This window comes from Stenotrophomonas sp. 1L-E-5-B-C3 (assembly GCF_057292075.1).
The window spans coordinates 334669-355661 of record NZ_JBXAWS010000001.1 but is presented as its reverse complement, the minus strand read 5'-3'; the positions used below and the strand labels follow the sequence as shown (position 1 = coordinate 355661).

Below are 20993 nucleotides of genomic sequence, written 5' to 3'. Positions count from 1 at the left end.
CGAGCCAGGCCCTTCTTAACTGTATGGTTGCGAAGGGGCGAGGGACGTGGCTGTGTCCAGCAGGAGTGCGTCAGTAATCGTGGAGGGTGGGCTACCTCGCCCTTACGGTCTTGGCTGCGCCAGCTAGAAGCCCCCAGCTTTGGGACTTTCTTTGCTTCGGCAGCGATGCTTGCGCTTGGGTCAGTTATGCGCAAAGCACCAGCAGAATGATGAGCAGCCCGCTCAGGACAGCGAAGGTTCCGACAGCGCCTATTAGGATGAGCACCGTCAGGGCCCGCCACTGCTACCACGCAAACCCTTTGTCTAGCGCCTGAGCCACAGGGGCCTCGGCCGGATAGAGCCGAGCCGCCTTCCGGCTTGCGCGTCGGGCCATGAGCGGCCCGACGGCGAATCCGAAAGGTCCTGGGAAGGGCTGAAGCAGGGGAAGGGCTGGCGCAGGTTGACGAGGGTCTACCTCAATGCCGTTGACCGGACCAGGCCATAGACGGCCCCGCCCAAGACAGGCACCACCACGTGCGCCGGCACAAGCCCCAGGACGAGCAGGCTGAAGATCGCCCGGGCTTGCTCAGGATGTGGCAGCAGGTCAGCGGAGCCCATGCCCAGAAAAGAGGCCAGATGGGCAGCCACCACGATCGTCCAGGTCACGAAGAAGCCCGTCCAGAACCCACCCCGCTTGGGCGAGGGAGGGGCGTACGATTGCCGCTCGGTTTCTTCCTGGCGTCGGTAGGCCCGGGCGTTGATCCAGCAGAGAAACCCCAACAAGGCCCAGGTGGCCAAGCCTCCGCCAATGGCGAGCCAGCCCAGCGGGGCGCCCTGCTGCAGGGCCTCAAGGCCGCCGGCTACAAAGAGCAGGCCGGCGCCTCCCAGCAGGACCGTCGCGCAACCGACATGAGCGTAAGAACGCGTAGTCATGGCGGCCTCAAAGCTTGTGGGCGGTCCATTCGCCAGACGCCTTTGAGAAGCGCACCGGCTGAACGAACGGCCGAGCCTGGGCGACGCCGCCAATGTCGAGGACGACCGAGCCGCCCACGTCGCAGATCACCCCGTCGGCTTTTTCCGATTTCTTGCAGCCGCTCAGGCTGAAGTCTCGGTATTCCTTCACCCAGACTTGGCTTCCCAGCACCCGTTCAAACTCGGCGGTGATGGCCTTCTTGGCCTGCTCGTTGGAGGGTTTGCTGCCGCAGGCCGTCAGCGCCAAAGCAGCGGTCAGGCTGAAAGCGATGTTCCTGATCGTGTTCATGAGTGTCTCTTCCTGGTTGAGGATTGGGGACTTACTTGTCGCGGTTGCCGGACGGATCGAAGCCGGCGATCCACATGCGGGTGTCGCGGAAGGGCGTGAGCATTCCCGAGGGGCCGGGATACAGGTCGTCTGCCCGCAGGAAACCGGAGACCCAAGCAGCGCTCAACGCCACCTTCCGGGCCTGCCAAGCGACCCCCTCGCGGGTCATGCGCACGTTGAAGGGCTCGCGGGGTGGGGTGGGCCCGGTGGTCCGATCGTCGCCCGAGTTCGGCTTCCCGGGGCGAACCCTCAGGCCCACCATCAGGTCGGTGGTGGCCTTGGCTCGGGCGTTGCTGTTGAGCTCCGCTTGCTCCCCGAGGTCGTCGGTAATGGTCAACGGGGCGTCCGCGCACGCTTGGAAGGTCTCGGTGGTGGAGGCGGTGGCGCTGGTCCAGATCTGGGCTTCCACGGTCCAGCAGGGCAGGGAAGCGCCCCATTCTTTGTAGGTCAGTGCAATCCGCGGCCAGTCCAGCCGGCCCTGCTGGGCGGCCTGGTGGTTCTCGTTCTTGAACAGCCCGTTGATGCGGCCAGCACCACTGATCGGGGTGTAGAGCGGACCAGTGGCCGACGCAGAGCCGGCTGCCGGCTTAGCCCCCAGTGCTTGCTGGCCGGCGTCTTTCAGACTCTTTCCCAACTGTCGGAAGAAGCCGGGCTTCGTGTCAGCGGGTGGTTGGGCCAAGGCGGAGAAGCTGGCGATGGCCAGTGCGAGGAGCGCGACGGCTCCCTGTCGTGCGTGCTGCATGGGTAAGCCCCTGTAGACCACCGGCGTGGTGGCATTTACGATAATCGCAGATGTGCAATCCGGTTCCAACCGTCAGACTCGGAGGGAGTTCAGCTGTGGTGCAAGATCCCGGATGCCGCAACCCAAGACGCCCGCGACGGTCTATGGCAAGCGCCTGCGCAGTGCGCGGGTCGCGAAGGGATGGACGCAAGCCCAGCTTGCTGAGCGCATCGGGATGGTCGACTCCGTCTCAGGAGCGACGAGGGTGAGTCGCTACGAGACCGGAACACATGATCCGGATCCGGCTACCGCGGAGGCGCTAGCGGAAGCCCTCGGTCTGCCCGTGGCTTATTTCCATGCCACGTCAGACGTTTTGGCTGAGATCATCCTTGTGGTTTCTCAGCTGCCGGCGACAAAGCAGAGGGCGGCGCTAGAGCGAATACGGGAACTCAGCCCGAAGAAGAAGGAAGGAATGACTCAATGGGACTGAGCTCCCTAAGAACATCCTTTGTCGACCTTGTTTATCTCGTCGCCAGTTAAACGGCCATAGCCATGGCTGCCAAGCGCACATGTTCTGCTGCGTGGCAGTTGGTCCCTTCTAACTCACGTTCAAGAACCCGATGACCATCTACGGCAAAGACAGCGGAATAGCAGCCACCGTTGTAAGAGTGAACAACTTCCGTTCACTGGCGAATATTGAAGTCGAGCTCGAGGACCTGACAGTCCTCATTGGCGCAAACAACGCCGGAAAGACCAGTTTTCTAGACGCAATGTTCGCCGCTGTCGGTGCGGGGCGCAAAACACTAAGCGTTGATGATGTGCGACTAGAGCCACACGAAGCCACCGCTCCTAAGGATAGGGAGATCGTCATCGATGTTCTACTCAAACCAGTGGACGATGAGGGCAAGCTGCTTGACCAGTATCCGGCAGGAAGCTTCTGGACTGCCCTTTGGGGCACTGGCGGAATTGCTACCGATGAAGAATTCAACGAGTTCACTCCAATCCGCACGACGCTAAAGTGGAGCGATGTGAGGGGCGAATATGTCATCGAGCGGCGATTCCTAAAGGAGTGGCGCGCGTTCTCAGACTGGCTTCCCACCCCCGTGCATGAAAGGCCGGTCACTGCGGCACAGATGGAGCCTCTCGCACTTCATTACGTGGATGCTAAGCGTGACCTGGACGACGATCTAAGAAGGCAAGGTTCCTTCTGGCGGCGGTTGACCGAAGACCTTGGTTTGAGTGCGACCGATATCGCAGCGATGGAGGCAACTCTTTCTGGGATCAATCAGGAAATTGTCAACAAGAGCGAGATTCTGAAGCACCTCAAGGCCAATCTCTCTGGCCTTCAGAGTGTTGTCTCAGCGGACAGCGGCAGCGTTGAGATTGCGCCCGTCGCCCGGAAGCTCCGTGACCTTTCGAAGGGTGTGGATGTTTCATTTGGGACCAATGGCGCCCAGTCGTTCCCCTTGTCGCGACACGGCATGGGCACGCGGAGTCTTGCCTCTCTACTTGTCTTCCGAGCGTATGCATCCTGGCGGCACAAAAAAGCCACTAGCGGCGGAGATCGCGTTCACTCAATTCTGGGGCTGGAGGAGCCAGAGTCGCACCTCCACCCACAGGCGCAAAGATCTCTGTTTGGTCACATCAAGCAGATCCCCGGACAACGGATCGTAAGCACGCACTCTCCGTATCTTGCAGGCCAGGCTCAGCTCGGAGAGCTCCGGCTATTCATCAAGAAGGGTGGCGACACGGTGGTCACTAAAATTGATGTTGCTGCGTTGAAGGATGCGAATGACGTCCGGAAGCTGCAGGAGACCGTGATTGATACGCGCGGAGATATCTTGTTCTCTCGGGCGGTGGTCCTTTTTGAAGGGCAAACCGAAGAGCAGGCGCTACCCATTTGGGCGCAAGAATACTGGGGGACTTCAATTCATGAACTCGGATTCTGCTTCGTTCGCACAAATGGCACCGACTACTTCCCCTTCATCTGGCTTGCCAAGGCGCTAGGCATCCCTTGGTATGTGTTTGCTGATGGAGAGCCTCAGCCAGTCAAAGAGTTGGAAGCCGCTCTAAAGAAGGCTGGTGAGGTCGACTCGTCCAAGCATCCGAACGTTGTAGTTCATCCTCCGGGGAAGAACTTTGAGTCCCAGCTAGTGGCGGAGGGCTATCTCGGTGAGATTGAGCTGGCTCTCGATGCGATGAGTGGCGTCAAGGGCTATCTGGATGAATACATCAAGGATAAGCACGGCCAAAAGGCAAGAGGTGGGGTGCCCCGTGACTACATCTCGCCCGGCGGGCGTGACCGTGCCGCATTCGATGCTTTGTCCGGCGCCAAAACCAGCGTTTCAAAGCACTTAGGTCACGTCATTACGGCACATAAGGATCCTGGACGCCGTTTCCCATTGACCATCAAGAAGATCTTTGAAGTTGTCAGTGCTGCACACGGACTGAAGAAGGCGGAGCCATCGGCATGAACAGCAACAATCACTTCAAGGCGCGGCTCTCAGCTGAGCAGCTCGAAATCGTTGAGCATGTGGACGGTCCTCTGTTGGTAGTGGCTGGCCCTGGGTCGGGCAAGACCCGTGTGCTAACGGAGCGAATCAGGAATCTACTAATCAATGTCCAAGGACACTTCCGGATTCTGGCGCTCACGTTCACCAATAAGGCCGCTGACGAGATGAAGGAGCGTTTGCAGGACCTTGGGTCAGAGCGAGATCGCGCCTTCATCGGCACTCTCCACGGCTTCTGCTTGGAAGTGCTAACGGAGCGCGGGAAGCTTGTTGGGGTAGAGGACTCGCCTAACATCTTCGAGCAGGCAAAGGACAGAAGGGACGTCCTGCTTCGCGCCATTGATGAAGATCCTGTTCTTCAGGCGGAGATCGATACTCTTGCTGACTCTAAAGAGCGAGGCAAGAAGGTTGATCAGTGGCTAGGCTGGATTTCTTATGTGAAGTCCCATCCAATCACTTGTGCTGTGATTGATGATGAGTTTGCCAAGAGAGTTTTTGATGCCTACGAGGCTGGCATGCGGGCCAGCAATGCATATGACTTCGACGATCTACTTCTGCTGGTTTACAGGTTGCTGGTAGAGAACACGAAGCTGGCTGAGCTTTACAGGAAGCTCTATAGGTTCGTATGCATCGACGAGGCTCAAGACATGAATGAGGCACAGTATGCCGTGATTTGCGCCTTGTGTTCGGACGGGTTCCGGAACTTGATGATGGTGGGAGATCCGCGTCAATCGATCTACGGGTTCAATACGTCTGGTCCCGAATACATGGAGCGTTTTGGCCGCGACTTCGAGGCGAAGAGAGTGCAGCTGACCGCTAACTATCGCTCTTCGAGGGCTGTGGTGAGGCTCGCGCAACAGCTCGACCCAAACTACATGGTCGCCATGCAGCTTCCCATCGAGGGGAGGGCTACAGTCCTTGTCGGTGACGACGAGCAAGCAGAGGCGCGTCTCATTGCGGATGAGCTCGAGAGGCTGTTTCAGCAAGGTGATCGCGATGTTGAAGGTGGCGTCGACCCCTCCAAATGCGCGGTCTTGGGTCGCACCCGATTTGCTCTGTTGGCGATCGAAGCAGAGCTTAAGGAGCGGGGGATAGCGCACTACAAGCGATTGTCCGCCAACCATGAGAATGAATCGGATTTGGTGGAAGATTTCCAGCTTGGGTTGCGCGTGCTAGCCAACCCCAAAGACCGTCTGCATGCGGCCGCACTCGCAAAGAGATGGGGCTCTCTGGGTGTTCCTTCGCCTCCGGGAGATGCCGTCGAGACAATTAGATCGATGGCTAACGCATCCCCTAATTCTGGCGCACGTGCAGTTGTCGAGGCGCTTGCCCTCATCACGGCAAATCCGGTGCGCTTGGATCTCATGCCTGGGCTAAAGCGGCTGGAGCAATACGCTGATGGACTTGATGAAGGTGGGAGACAGGCTATTTACGAGGATGTGGCGGTTTTCAGGCAGGAGTGGGATCAGTATTTGCGGACAAGTAGCGGACCGAAGGTGCTAAGTAGTTTTCTGAGTAGCAAGGCGCTTGGCACCACGCAGAAATCGGTGCGGGAAGGCGTTGCGTTGCTGACAGTTCACTCGGCGAAGGGCTTGGAGTTCGATGTTGTCTTTCTTGCGGGCATGGCGGAGGGAACATTCCCCGACTGGAGGGCATCACAGCCGAGGGAAGCCGCTGAGGAGCTTCGAAATGCTTTTGTCGCAGTCACTCGCTCTAAGCGGCTTTTGTATTTGAGCTACCCGGCAACGAGAGTGATGCCGTGGGGTGACAAGAAGCGACAAGCTCGCTCCCGGTTCCTGGCAAGCCTTCAGTAATGAAGCATGGTGCGCGCCCATAGCCGTGCACCATGTGGAGCTTTGGGGTCACGGGTAGAACTTGCTGGGGTCGGACAGCTGAGCTGCGAACTGACCTCGCTCATACTTGGGCAGTTCAACGCTAGGCTGGTAACGCTTGATGGTGCGAATCTTCTTCTTTTGAGCCAGCGCCGGTTTTTTGTGGAAGTAGGCTTCGTGCAAGACGGCGACACGCTTGTTGGGCGAGTGCCCGGTGATCAGTGCGATGACCTCTTCTGGGATGTCCTGGTGATGAAGTTCTGTGGCGATGGTGTGGCGGAATGCATGGAACCCTACGCCTTTTCTGAAGCCAAGACGCTTCATGTAGGTGCTGAACTGGTTGAGTGCCGCTTGGCTGTAGCGAGCATTTGAGTCGCCCGTTTTGCGGTTGACGCCCGCCGAGAGGTGAGGGAAAAGCCGGGGATGGCCGCACTCCCGAATGTCCTCCACGAAGTCCAGGAAGCCAGCGTCGATGAGCTTCTGTGCGATGGGCACATCCCGGATGGCGGACCTGCCTTTCAGGCGTTGTCGGCTTCTGTCTCGGCTCTTATGCGCCAGGTCTGGATCGATCGTGACTCGAATGCGAAGCCACCAAATGCCCGCCTCCTGAACGATGTCCGCAACCTTCAATTGCGCGACTTCGTTGATGCGTGCTCCCGTGTAGAGTCCGATCATGGGCATCCACCATCGATGGGGATGGCTCTTTGCCCAGGGAACAAAGGTCTCCGGTGCGAAGATTCGCTGCAGGTCTGATTCGTCGAACAGGCGCTCTGCCTTGTCTGCGTCTTCGGCCAAGTCTTCCTTGAACTTCTTGAAGGGCGCCATGGGGGAGGCTGGGATCGCAGTAGCCTCGACCAGGCCTTTGAAAAAGGTGGAAAGGAAGCGGCGATGCTTCTCAAGCGTCTTGGGTGCCAGCGGAGGAACGGCCAGCTCCTTGCCCAGCGCGACTGCCTCTTCATAGGTGTAGTCGCGATACTTCGGGTCTGAGAGAAGCAATGGCGGAGCCCATCGCAGCAACTCCCATAGGCGATAGATATGGGCATGGTCAATGCGGGAGACGGGGATGTCCCCACACGCCATTTTGAGCAAGGTGAGCGTGCGGAAGGTCGAGCCGGTCGTGTCCTTCGCCAAGCCTCGGTCATCGCGGGACCTAATGTAATCCGCAATCTCCACTGAAAGAAGACGAGGGGCGGATGCGACAGGCAGCGCGGCAGGATATTGGGTGCAGCCATTGGCTCGGCGGCTGCGACGTTGGCGGTCGTCGGCCCGGTCCAGCATCTCTTGAGCGTGGATGGCAGCCTGTCGGCCGGTGATGTTCAATTCCTCAATGCGAAGATTGCCCACCTGAACGCCCCTGAGTTGGAGCGTGCCCATGGGGTGGAGCAGGTATTGGTTGAGGTGTTCTAAAGCGGGGGAGGGCATTGCTTGGCTTCCATCGGAACGATGGAAGTACCAATAGAACAGGTCCCAAAATGGTCAATACAAAATCGGGATCGATCTGAACACCGTAAGTGTTGCGAGAGGCCACGGCCAACTCAAGGAAGTGTCACATTTGTACCGGGCCGGTTTTCATCGCCTTCATTAGTAAAAACAATGGGTTAAGAGTTGATGGCTCCGAAAACTCAGGAGTCATTTTGGTACTGTTTAACGGACATAAGCTAACAGTTAAAGCTTTTTAAGTGAATGCGAGATAAATGATGAGGCGGGGATGTTAGTGTCTATGTCAGTATTCTCCGCCTCCCGCCACTTGGTGGTGAGGAGAGACGGAATGGCAAAGAACGAACAAACAGGAGCCCCCCAGCGCCGAAGGCTGCCGCGTGACGCTCGGCAACAAATAAGAGACTGCAAAGTTTTCCCTCAAGAAATCAGCTTTTGTGCCGATTAGCCTTTCAGTGTTGCAGTCTTCCCTCACTGGTCTCAGTGGGGAGCGACAGGTAGCCGTGTATGAATGCTGGCCGCAAGCGCGAAGTTTTCCAGACAATGAGCATCAAGGACGAGGAGAGGGACGATGGTAAGTCAGCAGGAATGGGAGCAGGCCACTGCGCGCGCGACGGACGACATGACGCGATACGTTGAACGATTCGCGGTCCCGCTGGTCATGAGCGAGCAAGACGGATTTGGAACGGCGTGGGGATCGGGAACGTATATTTCGTCCGGGTCCGATACGTGGGTATTGACCGCCGAGCATGTCATCAGCGGAGTCCCGGCCGGCGGCCGCCTTGCCCATCTTCCGAAGAGTGGGGGCGCCTACAACGCGGCATTTGGGCGGCCAGAGTTGGCGAAATGGCCCGTCGATGCAGCAGCGCTACCAATCTTTCCAGATGCGCGGTTCCTTCCGGAGGCTGGCAAAATCACGTCTCGCATTGCGCAAATTTATGCGCCGATTGAAGAAGAGCTGCTCTTCTTTTATGGATTCCCCGGCTATCGCGTAGAAAGAAATGACCCAAGGCAGTCCGCCAAGCTAAACCTCTCCCGCTTCGGCCAGTTGGATGCCAAAGGCAAGCCGGTGCTTTCCCAGGCCATTGCTCCAGATGTGCAGATCAGGGCGTCTAACTTCGACCCAATCCGTCACGTGGCGGTCAACTACCCCGCTGCTGGGCCACGGTCTAGTGACAACGCGCTGGCCCCGCTGCCGAACGCAGCTGGCATGAGTGGCTGCGCTCTTTGGGATACAAAGTTCCTGAAATGCGCATTAGAAGGGCGGCCATGGGGCCCAGAGTTTGCAGAGATTTGCGGCATTGTCTGGGCAGTTCTGGATGACCCGGAAGTTGTGTTTGCAACCAAAATTGAACACGTCCGCGCGGGACTGCCGAGCGTCTTTTGAGCGGTTCTCCACCCGATTCCGGCCGGCCAGTGCCCCTCAATTGTGAGAAAAACAGATCCGACAAGTCCGAGGCAGAGCATCCACTCAGTCACTTCAGGGGACCCTTGGCCGTGGCAACGGAGTGGTGTTGCTCTACAGGTTTGCGCCTAGCAGGGCGTGAGCAGATACCTTTTAAATGACGATATTCCGAGTTCCGATCGCGCCAAGTGATTGAGCCGATTCTGAGCGCTGTAGTTGGTTTGCTCTCAAGTAACTTGCCCTCGCCTGAGCAGGCACGGGACGACTTGTAGTATGAATCTGGTTTCAATCATTGGGTGGGAGGTTTAGTGGAAGATGGTTCCTGAGTCGGCTGACCAAGCCGTTTTAGTTAGTTTGATTATTTAGGGTAATTTTTATATGGAAATTCCAAAAAGACTGGCGCCTACTTCTGATGCTGTGAGGTTTTTGTTTGCACATTCTGGAAATCAGTGTGCTTTTCCTGATTGCGGGCGCTCTTTGATCGATAAGCGCGGGAACTATGTGGGCCAGATTTGTCACATAGAAGGTGTAAAGGGGGAGCGATTTAACCCGGCGATGACCAACGAACAGAGGAGGGCAGCCGACAACCTGGTGCTGATGTGCTACGACCATCATGTGGAGACTAATGACGAGTCGGTATGGCCCGTCGAAAGGATGCGCGAATTGAAAAGAAGGCATGAGAGCCTATTTGCGCAGCCAGATAAGTTAATTCTTGGCAGGATCAGGGATTGGACTACAACAGAATCGCTTACGCTTCCTAGAAACCTCTACGGATTGTATGGGCCGAAAGAACTTTACGATGAAGATCACGATGTTCTCCTGGGCAATGTGAGGGACTACTTGTCTCGCTTTGAGGTCGTTCCACTAGAGGTTCGCAGTTTCCTAGCAAGCGTGATTGAAAGAATGGCGCGGGCAGACGGGATGGCTAAGTACCACAACGGCAGTTCTGTGATCTTCGCCGAGGATGTGCGGAAGGCGCATCGCATGGAAGTTGGTGATTTCATTCGCGAGTGTGACCTGTTGGAGAAGTATGGTCTTGGTCGCTTGGATACAGAGGAGCGGTATAATGAAGAGGTCATAATTTATGGCATTTTCGACTATCCATTTTGGCCTGATGTTCTGAATTTTTCTAAGCGCCAGCGGATTGCTTTTTCATCATTCTTCGAGGGATTGGACTTCTCGACATTGGAGGGTGTGAGGTAAAGGTCGGATTGTATTGATTATCTCCGTGCGGCATCGCTTGGGTGCGGCTAGGGGCGCGAGGCAAGAGCGCACTTAGGCGTTCCTGCGGAACGCGTGCGCCAAGGGCTTCGCCCCTGGGACCCCAAGCCTCTGCGAGGCTTGCCAAAAGCAAAAGCTGATCCATAAAGACTCCTGTTTTCAGGAGTTTTTATGGCTATCTTCCACACATCAATCAAAACCTTCAGCCGCGGCCGCGGGCAGTCGGCCGTCGCTGCTGCGGCCTACCGGGGCGGGCTGCTGCTCATGGACCTGCTCACTGGGCAGCAGCATGACTACCGCCGCCGTAGTGGCGTCGTTGAGAGCTTCTGCCTCGCCCCGGCTGACGCTCCCGCGTGGGCCTTGGACCCTCGCGAGCTCTGGGCGGTCGCAGAAGCCGCCGAGCGACGAAAGGACTCGACCGTAGCGAGGGAATTTGAAGTCTCCTTGCCTCACGAGTTGTCGGAAGAACAGCGGGCGCATTTGGCGTTTGTCATCGCCGACGCGCTGGTTGATCGTTATGGGTTCGCTGTCCAGGCCAGCATCCATTTGCCTGGGACGCCTGATGGGCTCAACCACCATGCCCATATCCTGGCCACCACGCGCCGCCTCGGACCTGAGGGCTTTGGGGACAAAACCCGGGAGCTGGACGTGGGGCCGTCTGGCAAAGTGCAGGTGCAGTGGATTCGGGAGATGGTCGCGGCGACCACAAATGCCCATTTGGAGGCGGCCGGCCATACCAGCACCATCGACCACCGAAGTCTGGCCGAACAGGCACGGTCTGCGATGGAACGAGGCGACGACTTGGCGGCAGCCGCGCTCTCCCGTGAACCGACTCAGCACTTAGGCAAGCATGCTGCGGCCCTAGCTGGGAAGGGTGTGGCGACCGACAAGGCAAGCACGAATGACCAGACCGCCGAAAACAATCAGGAGCACTATGACTTCCTCGTGCGCAAAGCCGGGCTGGAAGGAAAGCCCGCCCCAGTGCTTGGCCAAGAGGCCGCAAAGCGAAGTGGGCGCGTGCTCAATGCGGAATCCGCAGGGCTACCTGGGGGGCTGGAGATGCGGGGCGTATCCGGGGTCCGGCTGCAGAACCTGCTCCTTTCGTCTCACGGGCATACACAGGAGCAGGCGCCGATCAGCCTTGCCGAAAAGATTATCGATGCACTGCGCGACGTGGAAGAGATTTCCCGGGCCAGGGCAGACTTGGCCATGGAAAAGATTCGCGATGCCTTGAGGTGGGCTCAGCGGCAGCTTTCCTCTCAAGGAGAAACCAGCCAGCTTCGGCAGTGGGTCGCCAGAGCTTCGCTCCAGGTTCGTGCCCTTAAGTCCCTCATCATCAGCCGGGCTCGCAGGCTGCTTAACGTGAAGAGTGCAACCAGGCTGCGTCACATGGCCGAGCAGGAGTGGGAACGGTTCAACGCCGATTGTCCGCCCGGGTCGACCAGATACTCGAGGTCGGAGTGGACCCTGCGCCGAGGGAGGCGACTTTCGGTTCTCGAGAAACATACAGCCGAGCTGAAGGCGGCTCAGGAGCGGGCATCGGAGGGAGAGCTGAATGCCATCGATGCTGAGATCCTTACCAAGGCTGCATTGCTTGGAGCGTTGCCCCATCCCTCACAGGCTGTCGCTCCTACGCTCGCTGAGCCGAAGCAGGTGGCCTCAAGCGTCTTGGGTTCCGTCCCGTCGGTCCCCCGAGGGCCAACGTTCCACTGACCCTGCAAAGAACAGGCCCCGCGAATGCGGGGCTATCTTTTTAATAGGGGCCGTTGCCCACCGATGGTTTTCGAGCCGGCAGTGGTTTCGCTGGCGGAAGGCCGCGAGACGCACGCCAAGCATCGGGTGAAGGGAAGCTTATCGGCACTTGGCTGCGGTCCACGCTCGCCGCTTGCGATACAGTGCTTCTCGTAGGAGAGTGGGCGAGGGGCTGACCTCCTTGGCCTCCCTGCGATTCGGCGAATCGACGCAACAGTAATCTTGCGACATCCAGCGCATGTTGGACATCCAACTCACGCTCAGCAGCGTTGCGGGTGTTGTTTTCAGGCAACAAGGCTTGAAGAACCTGGCTGGCGATACGAAGTTCGACGTTTGCTGGCATTTGTAATTCATCTGGTGAAGGTTCTTCACATCGAAGCACCCAGATGGAAATGCGCAAGCGGATGATGACGCAGCGCGTCACACATTTGCCGTTTGGATGCGTTGCCTTAAGCGTCGAGAGTTGCTGGGTTTTAGTCTTGTCTTGCTGGACTGCTTTCCAGCGCAAGCTTGACCAACCAGTGGCCTCCCGGGGCGCCTGAGCGATCCGGAGGTCGGAGTGCAACGCCACCCCGAGCCCATCTATGTGCGTGCCCAAAAGTGGATCGGCAGGGTTTCCTCCGGCTATGATTGGGGAAACATTGAAAGGAAACCTGCCCGGCAGGCTTTCTGCAACGGTTTGAAGGGGTTGGGTCGGAGGTGATCCGATCCCACTCTCTCCGCCAAATGGCTACATAAGTCCTTGAAATTCAAGGGTATTTTGTTTTTTTTTCTCACTCTGTTGCCAATGTGGTGACGAGACTCTGGTCCACACTGGGAGGCGTTAGATGCTCAATTGGCAGCATTGAGCCTGCGGTGGCCGTTGCTGTTCGCTAAGCTTGAGGGAACTAATGACGAAGCAGGGGGCTTCATGTCTGATACGACCCAGTTGGAAGCAAAGCTTGCGCGTTTTGGTGAAATTGATAAGCAATTGCTGATTCAACGGACGGAATGGGGCAGCATCGACTTTAGTGCCGCTGCATCTGATATCGACTCGATCTATGAGATTGTGTCAATCTTTCGTGATTTGCCACTCTCGCGCCTTCCGCAAAATGCAGTGACGGATATCGCCAATTCCTTGGATCAAGTGTGGATATGGATCGAAAGGACCAATACGTTTTCTCTGGGAGATGGAAACCCGTCTGACACACGGAATAACATCGTCAACAACATAGCGGCAATGCAGCAAAGCCTCTACGTTACCGCTCACCAATGGATACCTTTCCTTGCCTACTTGAAAGGCGATATCCCGGCGCAGCTTGGACAGATAACCACGTCGGTAGCACAGGCGCAGCAAGCTAAGGGTGAATTTGATGGCTATCTAACAGGCCAGCGCACGGAACTTGATCGAATAATTCAAGCGACACGAGAAGCTTCTGCCGAAGCTGGTGTTGGGGAGTTCACGCAAGACTTCGCAAACGATGCGGCCGCAAGAGAAATGGACGCCGGTATGTGGTTGACGCGTTCGAGCTGGGCGGCTGTTATCACACTTATCGCGGCGTTTATCTTCTTTTTCGTCCGCCCAGATAACTTGGACAACATTGCGTTGGTTCAATACACCACTTCAAAGGTGGTGATACTGGCAATGCTAATCGGCGTTACGGCGTGGTGCGCTGGGAACTACAAGGCAAACAAGCATCAAGCCGCAGTGAGCCGGCACAAGGCGCATGCGCTAAAGACCTTTCAGGCATTCGTTCAGGCGAGTGATAATCCTGCGGTCAAAGATGCGGTTCTACTTGAGACTACTCGCTCGATCTTCACTCACTCCCAGACGGGCTATTTGAAGGGTGAGTCACCTTCAGAAGCTCCATCAAGAATTCTAGAAATAATCAAGCCGGGTGAAGGTTGATATTCCGAATTCGCGGTAATAAGAGGGGTCATGAAGTTTTTAGTGTAGGCGATTTGCTCCTCGGTAAAACGGGACTTCTTCATCACCTGATTCCTCCTGATCCACGAGGAGCCATGCGGGGCGAAGTCTCTACTTTACGCTGGCCCGGTTTATCGGGCACCAGCTCATCCAGGAACGGCGAGTGCTTGCCCTGCAGGGTGAACATCGCCACGCTCCGCCGCGCCCGCGTCAGCGCGACATAGAACAACCGCCGTTCTTCGCTCAGCGGGTAGGTATGGCTCTCCGGCATCGCCAGCGAAAGCACCGGATCATCCGAGCGCAGGCTCGGGAAGCTGCGGTTGATCATGCCCGGCAGGATCACGTAGTCCGCTTCGCGCCCCTTCGACCGATGGACCGTGAGGAACTCCACGTCCATCGTGCTGCCGAAGGCTGTCTTCCAATCCGAAGGCATCGCGCTGCGATCTGCGCGGTAGCGCCCCAGGATAAAGACCGTCACGCGCCCGTTGCGTCCTTGTGGCACCGCCCGGGGCAACAACTGCTGATGCAGCCGGCGAGGTGCTGGTGAACGCCATCCTGCAGCTCCTCGCGTCGATTCATCTGGAACGCCTGCAGCACCGGCCCATAGCCGGTGTAGTGGAACGAACCTCCTTGACGATCTGCGCGGGGTTCCTGCTGACGAAGTGACTGGATGCATCGCAGAGCGCCTGAGGGCATGGGCAATGAAGGTCCGCAGCAAGTCGATCAGGTCCACATCGGGCATTGGCTTGGCACCCTGTTCGGGCAGCTAATGGTTCGGTTCCGGGTCTGGGTCGAGTTCGATCTTAGACGCACCAAGCCGCTCCTCAGTCCAAACGACGTCGTCTCGACCAGTGCGGTGCTCTGCGCCACCTGCTGTTGGCGCTTTCAGCGCATCCCTTCGCTGTAGTTGGAAGCGGCCGATGCGCCGCACAAGGATGCCCCTCTGCTATCACAGCGCAAGTATGACGCTATCGACCCCTTGTCCGCTGGAACCCTGTACTTCGCGCACTCTTACGTTCAAAAGTTGGTTACAGCCAACACAGCCCAACGGTATGGCCTTGCGGGGGAAATATGGAAGCGGGGGTGTCAATTGCGTCGCCACCTTTCATCAAATTCCGCATAGTTGCATTGACTCGCCATCTCCCTCCCCTAGACTGCCGCACCTCATGCGTGTCCATAAGGGCGCCAACCTCGACCTAGAGCTGTGCGATGCCGTCGAGCTATGTATTGACCTCGCCTCTGCGCTATTGAGTGCGAGGCGGCGTTACATGGAAGGTCTGACCCCAACTCCAGCCTCTACAGGACTAGCGCGTTGTCGTGAGGCTAGGAGAACGGAAAAGTACAATCGACTGATGTTCGGAGTGAGAAATGTCTGTCCCAAGTGTTCAATGCAGATTGGTAGCTAAGCACGAACAGAAAATATTTGGTGGCAAACCACAGGTCCGGGAATACCTGGATGAGGCAGGGGATGCGTCAATCGACATGCTGACATGCCTGGACCCCGTCGACCCGGAGATTGTATCGATCGGAACGATCGGTTTGTCCGAGGTTGCGTTGATTACAGGTTCTGGTGATGAGCTCTTCACGAGAGTTGAGCTATGTGCCGCAGCGCTCGCCTCTGAGGGCTACTGGGTGAATGCCGTTGCGTCAGTCGCGCTCCACATCATAAAGACTAAGAGATCTGTACTTCCGGGGTGCGTTGTGGAGAACATATTTAGTGATTACATTCAAAATCCAAGGATGCCTCACGTTTATATGGCTGTACCATTCTTCTGGAATGAAGATCATTTTCCGCAGCTTGATATTCCGCCGCTGCAGGTCAACTGGCTTCAATGCATCTCGATCTACGAGGAGGAGCGCTTGTTTATCCAAAAATTCGGCAGCGACGCCTTTGAAGCCCGGCTCGTCGACCAGAATGTGAACATACTGGACATGTCGAGGCAGCAGGCAGCACTGGATTGAGGCGTTGACGCCCTAGCCGAGTCGGCCGGCCGAGAAGGGGCGGCATGATGCCACCCGTCACCTCGATCCGGTGCAGGAACAACGCCAGCAGTGTCGCGAGATGCCACTGTTCCATGGGGTCATTCATCGAAAGTTGACGAGGTCCAGCTGCAGCGTGGATGGCTGATCCCCTGGCGGGACCAAGCCCCGGGCATAGTTCTTGATGAAAGTTTGGCCAGGTCGAACATCGCCGCGCCGAGTGCGCAGAAGAATGCACTTACCCGCGTTGCCAACCCTTCGGCTTGTTATGGCACAACGGGTAACTGGAGCACGACCGGAAAGCCCCATGCGGTCCATTCCGGTCTACAAACACCCCTACCTTGCACACCGGGCAGCGCTCTTCCGAAATGGCCGTACCTGAAATACCGGTCACCTGCACGGCCCCGTCTTTCACCAGCTCATCCAGGAACGGCGAACGCTTCCCCTGCAGGGTGAACATCGCCACCGACCGTCGCGCCCGCGTCAGCGCGACATAGAACAACCGCCGTTCTTCGCTCATTGGGTAAGTATCCCCATCCGGCATAGCCAGCGAAAGCACCGGATCATCCGAGCGCAGGCTCGGGAAGCCGCGATTGACCATGCCCGGCAGGATCACATAATCCGCCTCGCGTCCCTTCGATCGATGGACCGTGAGGAACTCTACGTCCATCGTGCTGCCGAAGGCTGTCTTCCAATCCGAAGGCATCGCGCTGCGATCGGCGCGGTAGCGCCCCAGGATGAAGACCGTCACGCGTCCGTTACGCCCTTGCGGCACCGTCCCGGACAACAACTGCTGATGCAGCTTGGCGAGGTACTGGCGAACGCCATCCTGCACCTCCTCCCGCCGGTTCATCTGGAAGGCCTGCAGCACCGGGCCCATGGCCGGTGCGGCAGAGCGAACTTCCTTGGTGATCTGCGCGGGATTGCGGCTGATGAAGCGGCCGGACACATCGCAGAGCGCCTGTGGGCAGCGGAACGTCTGTTCCAGTTTCAGCACCTGGCCATGGCCCATCCACTCGCGGAATCCGGTCATCACCGAAACGTCGGCACCGGCGAAGCGATTGATCGACTGCCAGTCATCGCCCACCGCGAACAGATGGCGGCCCGGTTGGCTGACCAATGCACGGCAGAGGCGTGCGCGGGCGCGCGAAGCGTCCTGGAATTCATCGGCCATCACCAGATCGTAAGGCGATTCGTAGCGGCCCTGTTCCAGCAGTCCAGCGGCCATATTGAGCATGTCTTCGAAGTCGATGCCACGCTCGTCAGCCAGCGCGTTGTCCCAGGCCTGGAAGACCGGCCCGGCGATTTCCAGGAAGCGACGGTGCCGCTCCTTGAACTGGTCTTCGGGCATCTGCCGCAGGCGCGCGGCCATGTCATCCAGCGTCAGACAGTTGCTCTTGGCATGGGCAATGAAGGTGCGCATCAAGCCGATCAGGTCCGCATCGGGCATCGGCTTGGCACCCTGATCGGGCAGCTCGCGGTCCGGATTCGGGTCGAGCTCGATGTCACACTCGCCAAGCTTCTCTGCGAGGTCCAGCAGGGCATGCCCGCTGCGCAGGCCAAAGGATGTCGTCTCGACAAGGGCCGTGCCGCGCGCCACATGCTGCTGGCGCTTCCAGTGCATCCCTTCGCTGTAGTTGGCAAAGTGCTTCGGCGGCTGGCCATCGGCATCCAGCGCAAAGTGCTCGTGATACAGCTGGGCGTCCGGATAGTAGAAGTCCGGACGATACTGGCGATGGGTGTCTGTCGCGGTGTCGAACTCGTAGCGTCGCTCGTAGTCGTACGTCACGCCGTTGTAGAAGAGCCAGTCGGCGATGACGCACTCTTCCAGGCTCTTCATCCGTTCCCCCTGCAGGGTACGGATGTAGGGCGTGCCATCGCGGTCGTAGCCATCGGCCTCCATTTCCGTGCCGAATGGCGGCAGGTCGCGCCCGAACACCAAGCGGAACATGTCCCATTGGGTACGGAAGTGGGTCGAGCGATCCTTCAGGTCGTCCACCAGTTCGGCCAGCTTGTTGAAGCCCAGCGTGGCGTCGGTGGTCCATTCGGCGATGTCGGGCTTGCGTCCGGTGGCCTTGGCGACGATGGCCAGGCCGAGGGCGTGGAAGGTCCGGGCTTCAACCACGGTGTCGCCCATGCCGAGCCGGTCGAAGCATCGCTGCGCGCGCTCTTCAAGCTCCCTGGCGGCATCCTTGTTGAAGGCGAGCATCACGATCCGTTCGGGTTCGACAAAGCCGCGATCGATGGCATAAGCGGCCTTGGCGACCATGGTGGAGGTCTTGCCAGAGCCAGCGGAGGCGACGACCTGCACGCGGTTGTCGAAGCAGATGACGGCGCGGGCCTGTTCGTCGGTCAGCGGCTTGCTCTCGACGCGGTCCAGGAAGTCCTTGGCCAGTACCCGTTCGCGCGCTGCCATGGTTGCGTTGGCGTCGGCCCAGGCCGTGGGCCAGTCCAGCTGCCAGTCGTGCAGGGCGTCCAGTGCTACACGGTGGCTGGGCGAATGCAGGTCCTCGTGCACATCCTCATCCAGGAACAATTGTTCCAGCTCGCGCTGCGGGAGCGGCAGGCCGGGGCGACCGGCCAGCAGTGCCTGCTGTTGTTCGTGCGTGATCCAGCGGCGGCCGGTGCTGCCCCGGTCGATGAGGGCATCTGCTTCGGCCAGCCACGACTGGATCTGCTCCAGAATCGTGTCGAACAGTGCCTTGCGCCCGCGCGTGGTACCCGCAAAGCGCACCTGCTGCAGCGCTGCCGCAAGCCGGGAAGCCTGGCTGTTGGACAGTCCATCCATGGTCAGCACGCCATCGCCCTGGGTCTGCAGGACGACCTTGGCCCAGACGAGTCCAGGGATGACCTGCACGCGCTCGTCGTCAGCCACGTGTTGCCGGTACTGGCGACCTTCAATCAAAAGCTCAACATGTTCGCCGTCAAGTCGCAGCCACCAGTTCGGCGAGCGGGTCACACGTAGGCCCCAGCCCGAGGGGCGCCATTCCATAGACATCCAGATACTGCCTTGCATACGTCAACTGGGCTTGCAGAGCCCTTACCCCTCCATGATAAGGGGCCTTGACCACGCGCGTGGCCTTTCGCTTCATGGTCGGCCGTGCGACCGGTTTCATTGACGTGGGCGAAGGCCGTTGCCAGCATGAAGCCTGTGGATGTGGACGCCGATCATGGAAATCGACTGGAACAGTGTGGGTACCTTGAAGCACACCGTCGGCGGCTACGATATCCGCACGGATGCACTGAAGATTCTGGTGACCGCTGCAATGCAGGGGCACGAGGGTGATGCCTCGCAGATGCGCATCGAGATGGAGGACGGCGTCGTGTTTCTGCCAGACGAGATCAGGCGCCTGGCACTGGCGCGGAGTCGCATCCGCTAGCCTCGCCGATCGGCACTGGACCTGGTTGCCCTGCGGCAGCTCCAGGTGCCAGCACCTGCCAGCACGGAATCACTCGTAGACGCGGTCCTGCCTTGTTGGAGGCACCTCAACCAGGTCTCCCCGCCGGATCAGCTCATCCAGATCCACTGCCGATGCCGCCAATGCCTCCTGCGCATCGAAATCCCATTTATTCCTGTACTCACGTGCCAGGAGATCGCAGACAGCCTTGGCGCGCTGGTAGGCATCGCTCTTCGCGTCATCCTGCATCAGCTCATCGCGATGGATCTGGCAGAGCATCAGCTGGTGTGCGTCTTCGCCGCGCTCGCGCTCCCAGGCAATGTCGGGCAGGCCGGAAAGAGCGGTCGCAAGGGCGAGTGCAGTCATTGACATGGCGGTGTCCACAGTCGGCGGAAACCTGAGCGTATGCGAGCAGCAGTGGCAAGCGGCCATTGCTGCGCGCATGGTTTCACGGCGTGTTCACCATTCGTTGCCGGATGGAATCCGCTGGGGAGGCTTGCTCAGGCATTCACATCCACCACTATCCGCCCACGCACCTTGCCCGGAATGATCTGCTCGTAAACCTCAAGCACGTCGGCAAGCCCAATCAGCTGCACCGTGCTTTCAAGCTTCTGCGGATCCAGGTCGGTGGCAAGCCGGTCCCACGCACGCTGGCGAACGTCCTGCGGCGCATTCACCGAATCCACGCCTGCAAGGATCACGTTGCGGAGAATGAAGGGTAGCACCGAGCCGTGCAGCGCGTCGCTCTGCGCCAGGCCACAGGCGGCGACGGCACCGCGGTATTTCGTCTCGGCAATCGCGTTGACGAGGGTAGGGCCGCCAGCCACATCGACGACGCCGGCCCATCGTTCGGCGCTCACCGGACGGTCGCGCGGTTCTGAAAGCTGCGCGCGATCGATGATCTCGGCGGCGCCCAGGCTGTGCAGATACTCGGCGTGTTCCGGCCGCCCGGTGGCGGCCACAACGCGATAGCCCAGCTTTGAAAGGATCGCCACCGCGATCGAGCCGACGCCACCGTTGGCGCCGGTCACCAGCACATCGCCCTTGTCGGGCGTCACGCCGGCTTGTTCCAGGGCCAGTACGCACAGCATGGCGGTATAGCCAGCGGTGCCGATGGCCATGGCATCGCGGGTGGTCAGGTTGTCGGGAATCCTGTTGAGCCATTCGCCACGCACGCGGGCACGCTGTGCCAGGCCGCCATGGTGGCCCATGCTCAGGTCCCAGCCATTCAACACGACACGGTCACCGGGCTGGAAATCGGCATTGCTCGACTCCAGCACCACGCCGGAAAGGTCGATGCCGGGAATCAACGGGAAGGTGCGGATGACCGGGCGCGTATTGGTGAGGGCCAGTGCGTCCTTGTAGTTCAGCGTTGAATATTCAACCTGCACCAGCACGTCGCCGTCCATCAGGTTGGCGTCATCGAAATCGACCAGTTCCGTGGATACGCCGTCGTTCGTTTTGCGGGTCAGCAGTGCCTTGAAACTCATGGTGGGGGCTCACGTTCAGTGGATGAGCCCATGCTAGGCTCGCACCGTTATCGCAACAAGAA

The 20993-nt window shown here is 58.7% G+C and carries 17 protein-coding genes and 2 pseudogenes; 9 read left to right on the top strand and 10 right to left on the bottom strand.

The window, feature by feature from the left end:
- Positions 1-184: 184 nt before the first annotated feature.
- From AC0Z6F_RS01640 to AC0Z6F_RS01625, 4 genes and pseudogenes are all read right to left on the bottom strand, one after another.
- Positions 185-460: pseudogene (locus tag AC0Z6F_RS01640) on the bottom strand (hypothetical protein).
- The gene (locus AC0Z6F_RS01635) at positions 451-912 is read right to left on the bottom strand and encodes a hypothetical protein (RefSeq protein WP_485616372.1); all 462 of its coding nucleotides are present in this window, start codon (positions 910-912) and stop codon (positions 451-453) included. Before AC0Z6F_RS01635 ends, AC0Z6F_RS01640 begins: the two are co-directional and overlap by 10 nt.
- A gap of 7 nt (positions 913-919) precedes the next feature.
- Positions 920-1240, bottom strand: a complete 321-nt coding sequence (locus AC0Z6F_RS01630) for a hypothetical protein (RefSeq protein WP_485616373.1) — start codon at positions 1238-1240, stop codon at positions 920-922.
- 31 nt (positions 1241-1271) lie between these two features.
- Positions 1272-2021 carry a hypothetical protein gene (locus AC0Z6F_RS01625; protein ID WP_485616374.1) on the bottom strand — a complete coding sequence of 250 codons (750 nt, stop codon included), beginning with the start codon at positions 2019-2021 and terminating at the stop codon, positions 1272-1274.
- Between the two features lie 112 nt (positions 2022-2133).
- Here AC0Z6F_RS01625 and AC0Z6F_RS01620 point away from each other — a divergent pair, with 112 nt between their 5' ends.
- From AC0Z6F_RS01620 to AC0Z6F_RS01610, 3 genes are all read left to right on the top strand, one after another.
- Positions 2134-2490 (top strand): helix-turn-helix domain-containing protein, encoded by a 357-nt coding sequence (locus AC0Z6F_RS01620; protein ID WP_313281668.1) that lies wholly within the window; start codon positions 2134-2136, stop codon positions 2488-2490.
- Positions 2491-2620: 130 nt separating this feature from the next.
- On the top strand, positions 2621-4474 hold the full coding sequence (locus tag AC0Z6F_RS01615) for an ATP-dependent nuclease (protein ID WP_485616375.1): 1854 nt from the start codon (positions 2621-2623) through the stop codon (positions 4472-4474).
- Positions 4471-6324, top strand: coding sequence for an ATP-dependent helicase (locus AC0Z6F_RS01610; RefSeq protein ID WP_485616376.1), 1854 nt, complete (start codon positions 4471-4473; stop codon positions 6322-6324). Before AC0Z6F_RS01615 ends, AC0Z6F_RS01610 begins: the two co-directional genes overlap by 4 nt.
- A 48-nt stretch (positions 6325-6372) precedes the next feature.
- On the opposite strand, the gene AC0Z6F_RS01605 is transcribed toward AC0Z6F_RS01610, so the two are convergent.
- Positions 6373-7764, bottom strand: a complete 1392-nt coding sequence (locus AC0Z6F_RS01605) for a site-specific integrase (protein WP_485616377.1) — start codon at positions 7762-7764, stop codon at positions 6373-6375.
- A 676-nt stretch (positions 7765-8440) separates the two neighbouring features.
- Here AC0Z6F_RS01605 and AC0Z6F_RS01600 point away from each other — a divergent pair.
- The 3 genes from AC0Z6F_RS01600 (at position 8441) to mobQ (ending at position 12118) form a co-directional block, all read left to right on the top strand.
- Entirely contained in the window at positions 8441-9166 is a 726-nt protein-coding gene (locus AC0Z6F_RS01600) for a hypothetical protein (RefSeq protein WP_485616378.1), read from the top strand.
- A gap of 573 nt (positions 9167-9739) precedes the next feature.
- Positions 9740-10387, top strand: a complete 648-nt coding sequence (locus AC0Z6F_RS01595; protein ID WP_485616379.1) for a hypothetical protein — start codon at positions 9740-9742, stop codon at positions 10385-10387.
- Positions 10388-10576: 189 nt separating this feature from the next.
- The gene (mobQ, locus tag AC0Z6F_RS01590; protein WP_485616380.1) at positions 10577-12118 is read left to right on the top strand and encodes a MobQ family relaxase; all 1542 of its coding nucleotides are present in this window, start codon (positions 10577-10579) and stop codon (positions 12116-12118) included.
- A 40-nt stretch (positions 12119-12158) separates the two neighbouring features.
- Here mobQ and AC0Z6F_RS01585 read toward each other — a convergent pair whose 3' ends face one another.
- Entirely contained in the window at positions 12159-12665 is a 507-nt protein-coding gene (locus AC0Z6F_RS01585; protein ID WP_485616381.1) for a hypothetical protein, read from the bottom strand.
- A 402-nt stretch (positions 12666-13067) separates the two neighbouring features.
- Here AC0Z6F_RS01585 and AC0Z6F_RS01580 point away from each other — a divergent pair, with 402 nt between their 5' ends.
- Positions 13068-14045: a hypothetical protein gene (locus AC0Z6F_RS01580; RefSeq protein ID WP_485616382.1), complete on the top strand. Its 978-nt coding sequence runs from the start codon at positions 13068-13070 to the stop codon at positions 14043-14045.
- 151 nt (positions 14046-14196) lie between these two features.
- Here the strand turns inward: AC0Z6F_RS01580 and AC0Z6F_RS01575 are convergent.
- Positions 14197-14758 (bottom strand): annotated as a pseudogene (locus tag AC0Z6F_RS01575) (3'-5' exonuclease); the annotation flags it as partial.
- A gap of 673 nt (positions 14759-15431) precedes the next feature.
- Between AC0Z6F_RS01575 and AC0Z6F_RS01570 the strand changes: the two are divergent.
- Positions 15432-16025: a suppressor of fused domain protein gene (locus AC0Z6F_RS01570; protein WP_485616384.1), complete on the top strand. Its 594-nt coding sequence runs from the start codon at positions 15432-15434 to the stop codon at positions 16023-16025.
- Positions 16026-16281: 256 nt separating this feature from the next.
- Here AC0Z6F_RS01570 and AC0Z6F_RS01565 read toward each other — a convergent pair whose 3' ends face one another.
- Positions 16282-19035, bottom strand: a complete 2754-nt coding sequence (locus AC0Z6F_RS01565) for a UvrD-helicase domain-containing protein (RefSeq protein ID WP_485616559.1) — start codon at positions 19033-19035, stop codon at positions 16282-16284.
- A gap of 163 nt (positions 19036-19198) precedes the next feature.
- Here AC0Z6F_RS01565 and AC0Z6F_RS01560 point away from each other — a divergent pair, with 163 nt between their 5' ends.
- Entirely contained in the window at positions 19199-19423 is a 225-nt protein-coding gene (locus AC0Z6F_RS01560; RefSeq protein ID WP_049463017.1) for a hypothetical protein, read from the top strand.
- A gap of 69 nt (positions 19424-19492) precedes the next feature.
- Here the strand turns inward: AC0Z6F_RS01560 and AC0Z6F_RS01555 are convergent, their stop codons facing one another.
- The gene (locus AC0Z6F_RS01555) at positions 19493-19813 is read right to left on the bottom strand and encodes a hypothetical protein (protein ID WP_049463018.1); all 321 of its coding nucleotides are present in this window, start codon (positions 19811-19813) and stop codon (positions 19493-19495) included.
- Positions 19814-19941: 128 nt separating this feature from the next.
- A complete protein-coding gene (gene acuI / locus AC0Z6F_RS01550; protein WP_100434917.1) occupies positions 19942-20931 on the bottom strand; it encodes an acrylyl-CoA reductase (NADPH) in 990 nt (329 codons plus the stop codon).
- Between the last annotated feature and the right edge of the window lie 62 nt (positions 20932-20993).

What these genes read in the sequence shown, in the direction of transcription:
- AC0Z6F_RS01635 (WP_485616372.1), bottom strand. Translation starts at nt 912, where the DNA reads ATGACTACGCGTTCTTACGCTCATGTCGGTTGCGCGACGGTCCTGCTG.
- AC0Z6F_RS01630 (WP_485616373.1), bottom strand. Translation starts at nt 1,240, where the DNA reads ATGAACACGATCAGGAACATCGCTTTCAGCCTGACCGCTGCTTTGGCG.
- AC0Z6F_RS01625 (WP_485616374.1), bottom strand. Translation starts at nt 2,021, where the DNA reads ATGCAGCACGCACGACAGGGAGCCGTCGCGCTCCTCGCACTGGCCATC.
- AC0Z6F_RS01620 (WP_313281668.1), top strand. Translation starts at nt 2,134, where the DNA reads ATGCCGCAACCCAAGACGCCCGCGACGGTCTATGGCAAGCGCCTGCGC.
- AC0Z6F_RS01615 (WP_485616375.1), top strand. Translation starts at nt 2,621, where the DNA reads ATGACCATCTACGGCAAAGACAGCGGAATAGCAGCCACCGTTGTAAGA.
- AC0Z6F_RS01610 (WP_485616376.1), top strand. Translation starts at nt 4,471, where the DNA reads ATGAACAGCAACAATCACTTCAAGGCGCGGCTCTCAGCTGAGCAGCTC.
- AC0Z6F_RS01605 (WP_485616377.1), bottom strand. Translation starts at nt 7,764, where the DNA reads ATGCCCTCCCCCGCTTTAGAACACCTCAACCAATACCTGCTCCACCCC.
- AC0Z6F_RS01600 (WP_485616378.1), top strand. Translation starts at nt 8,441, where the DNA reads ATGAGCGAGCAAGACGGATTTGGAACGGCGTGGGGATCGGGAACGTAT.
- AC0Z6F_RS01595 (WP_485616379.1), top strand. Translation starts at nt 9,740, where the DNA reads ATGACCAACGAACAGAGGAGGGCAGCCGACAACCTGGTGCTGATGTGC.
- mobQ (WP_485616380.1), top strand. Translation starts at nt 10,577, where the DNA reads ATGGCTATCTTCCACACATCAATCAAAACCTTCAGCCGCGGCCGCGGG.
- AC0Z6F_RS01580 (WP_485616382.1), top strand. Translation starts at nt 13,068, where the DNA reads ATGTCTGATACGACCCAGTTGGAAGCAAAGCTTGCGCGTTTTGGTGAA.
- AC0Z6F_RS01570 (WP_485616384.1), top strand. Translation starts at nt 15,432, where the DNA reads ATGTCTGTCCCAAGTGTTCAATGCAGATTGGTAGCTAAGCACGAACAG.
- AC0Z6F_RS01565 (WP_485616559.1), bottom strand. Translation starts at nt 19,035, where the DNA reads ATGGAATGGCGCCCCTCGGGCTGGGGCCTACGTGTGACCCGCTCGCCG.
- AC0Z6F_RS01560 (WP_049463017.1), top strand. Translation starts at nt 19,199, where the DNA reads ATGTGGACGCCGATCATGGAAATCGACTGGAACAGTGTGGGTACCTTG.
- AC0Z6F_RS01555 (WP_049463018.1), bottom strand. Translation starts at nt 19,813, where the DNA reads ATGTCAATGACTGCACTCGCCCTTGCGACCGCTCTTTCCGGCCTGCCC.
- acuI (WP_100434917.1), bottom strand. Translation starts at nt 20,931, where the DNA reads ATGAGTTTCAAGGCACTGCTGACCCGCAAAACGAACGACGGCGTATCC.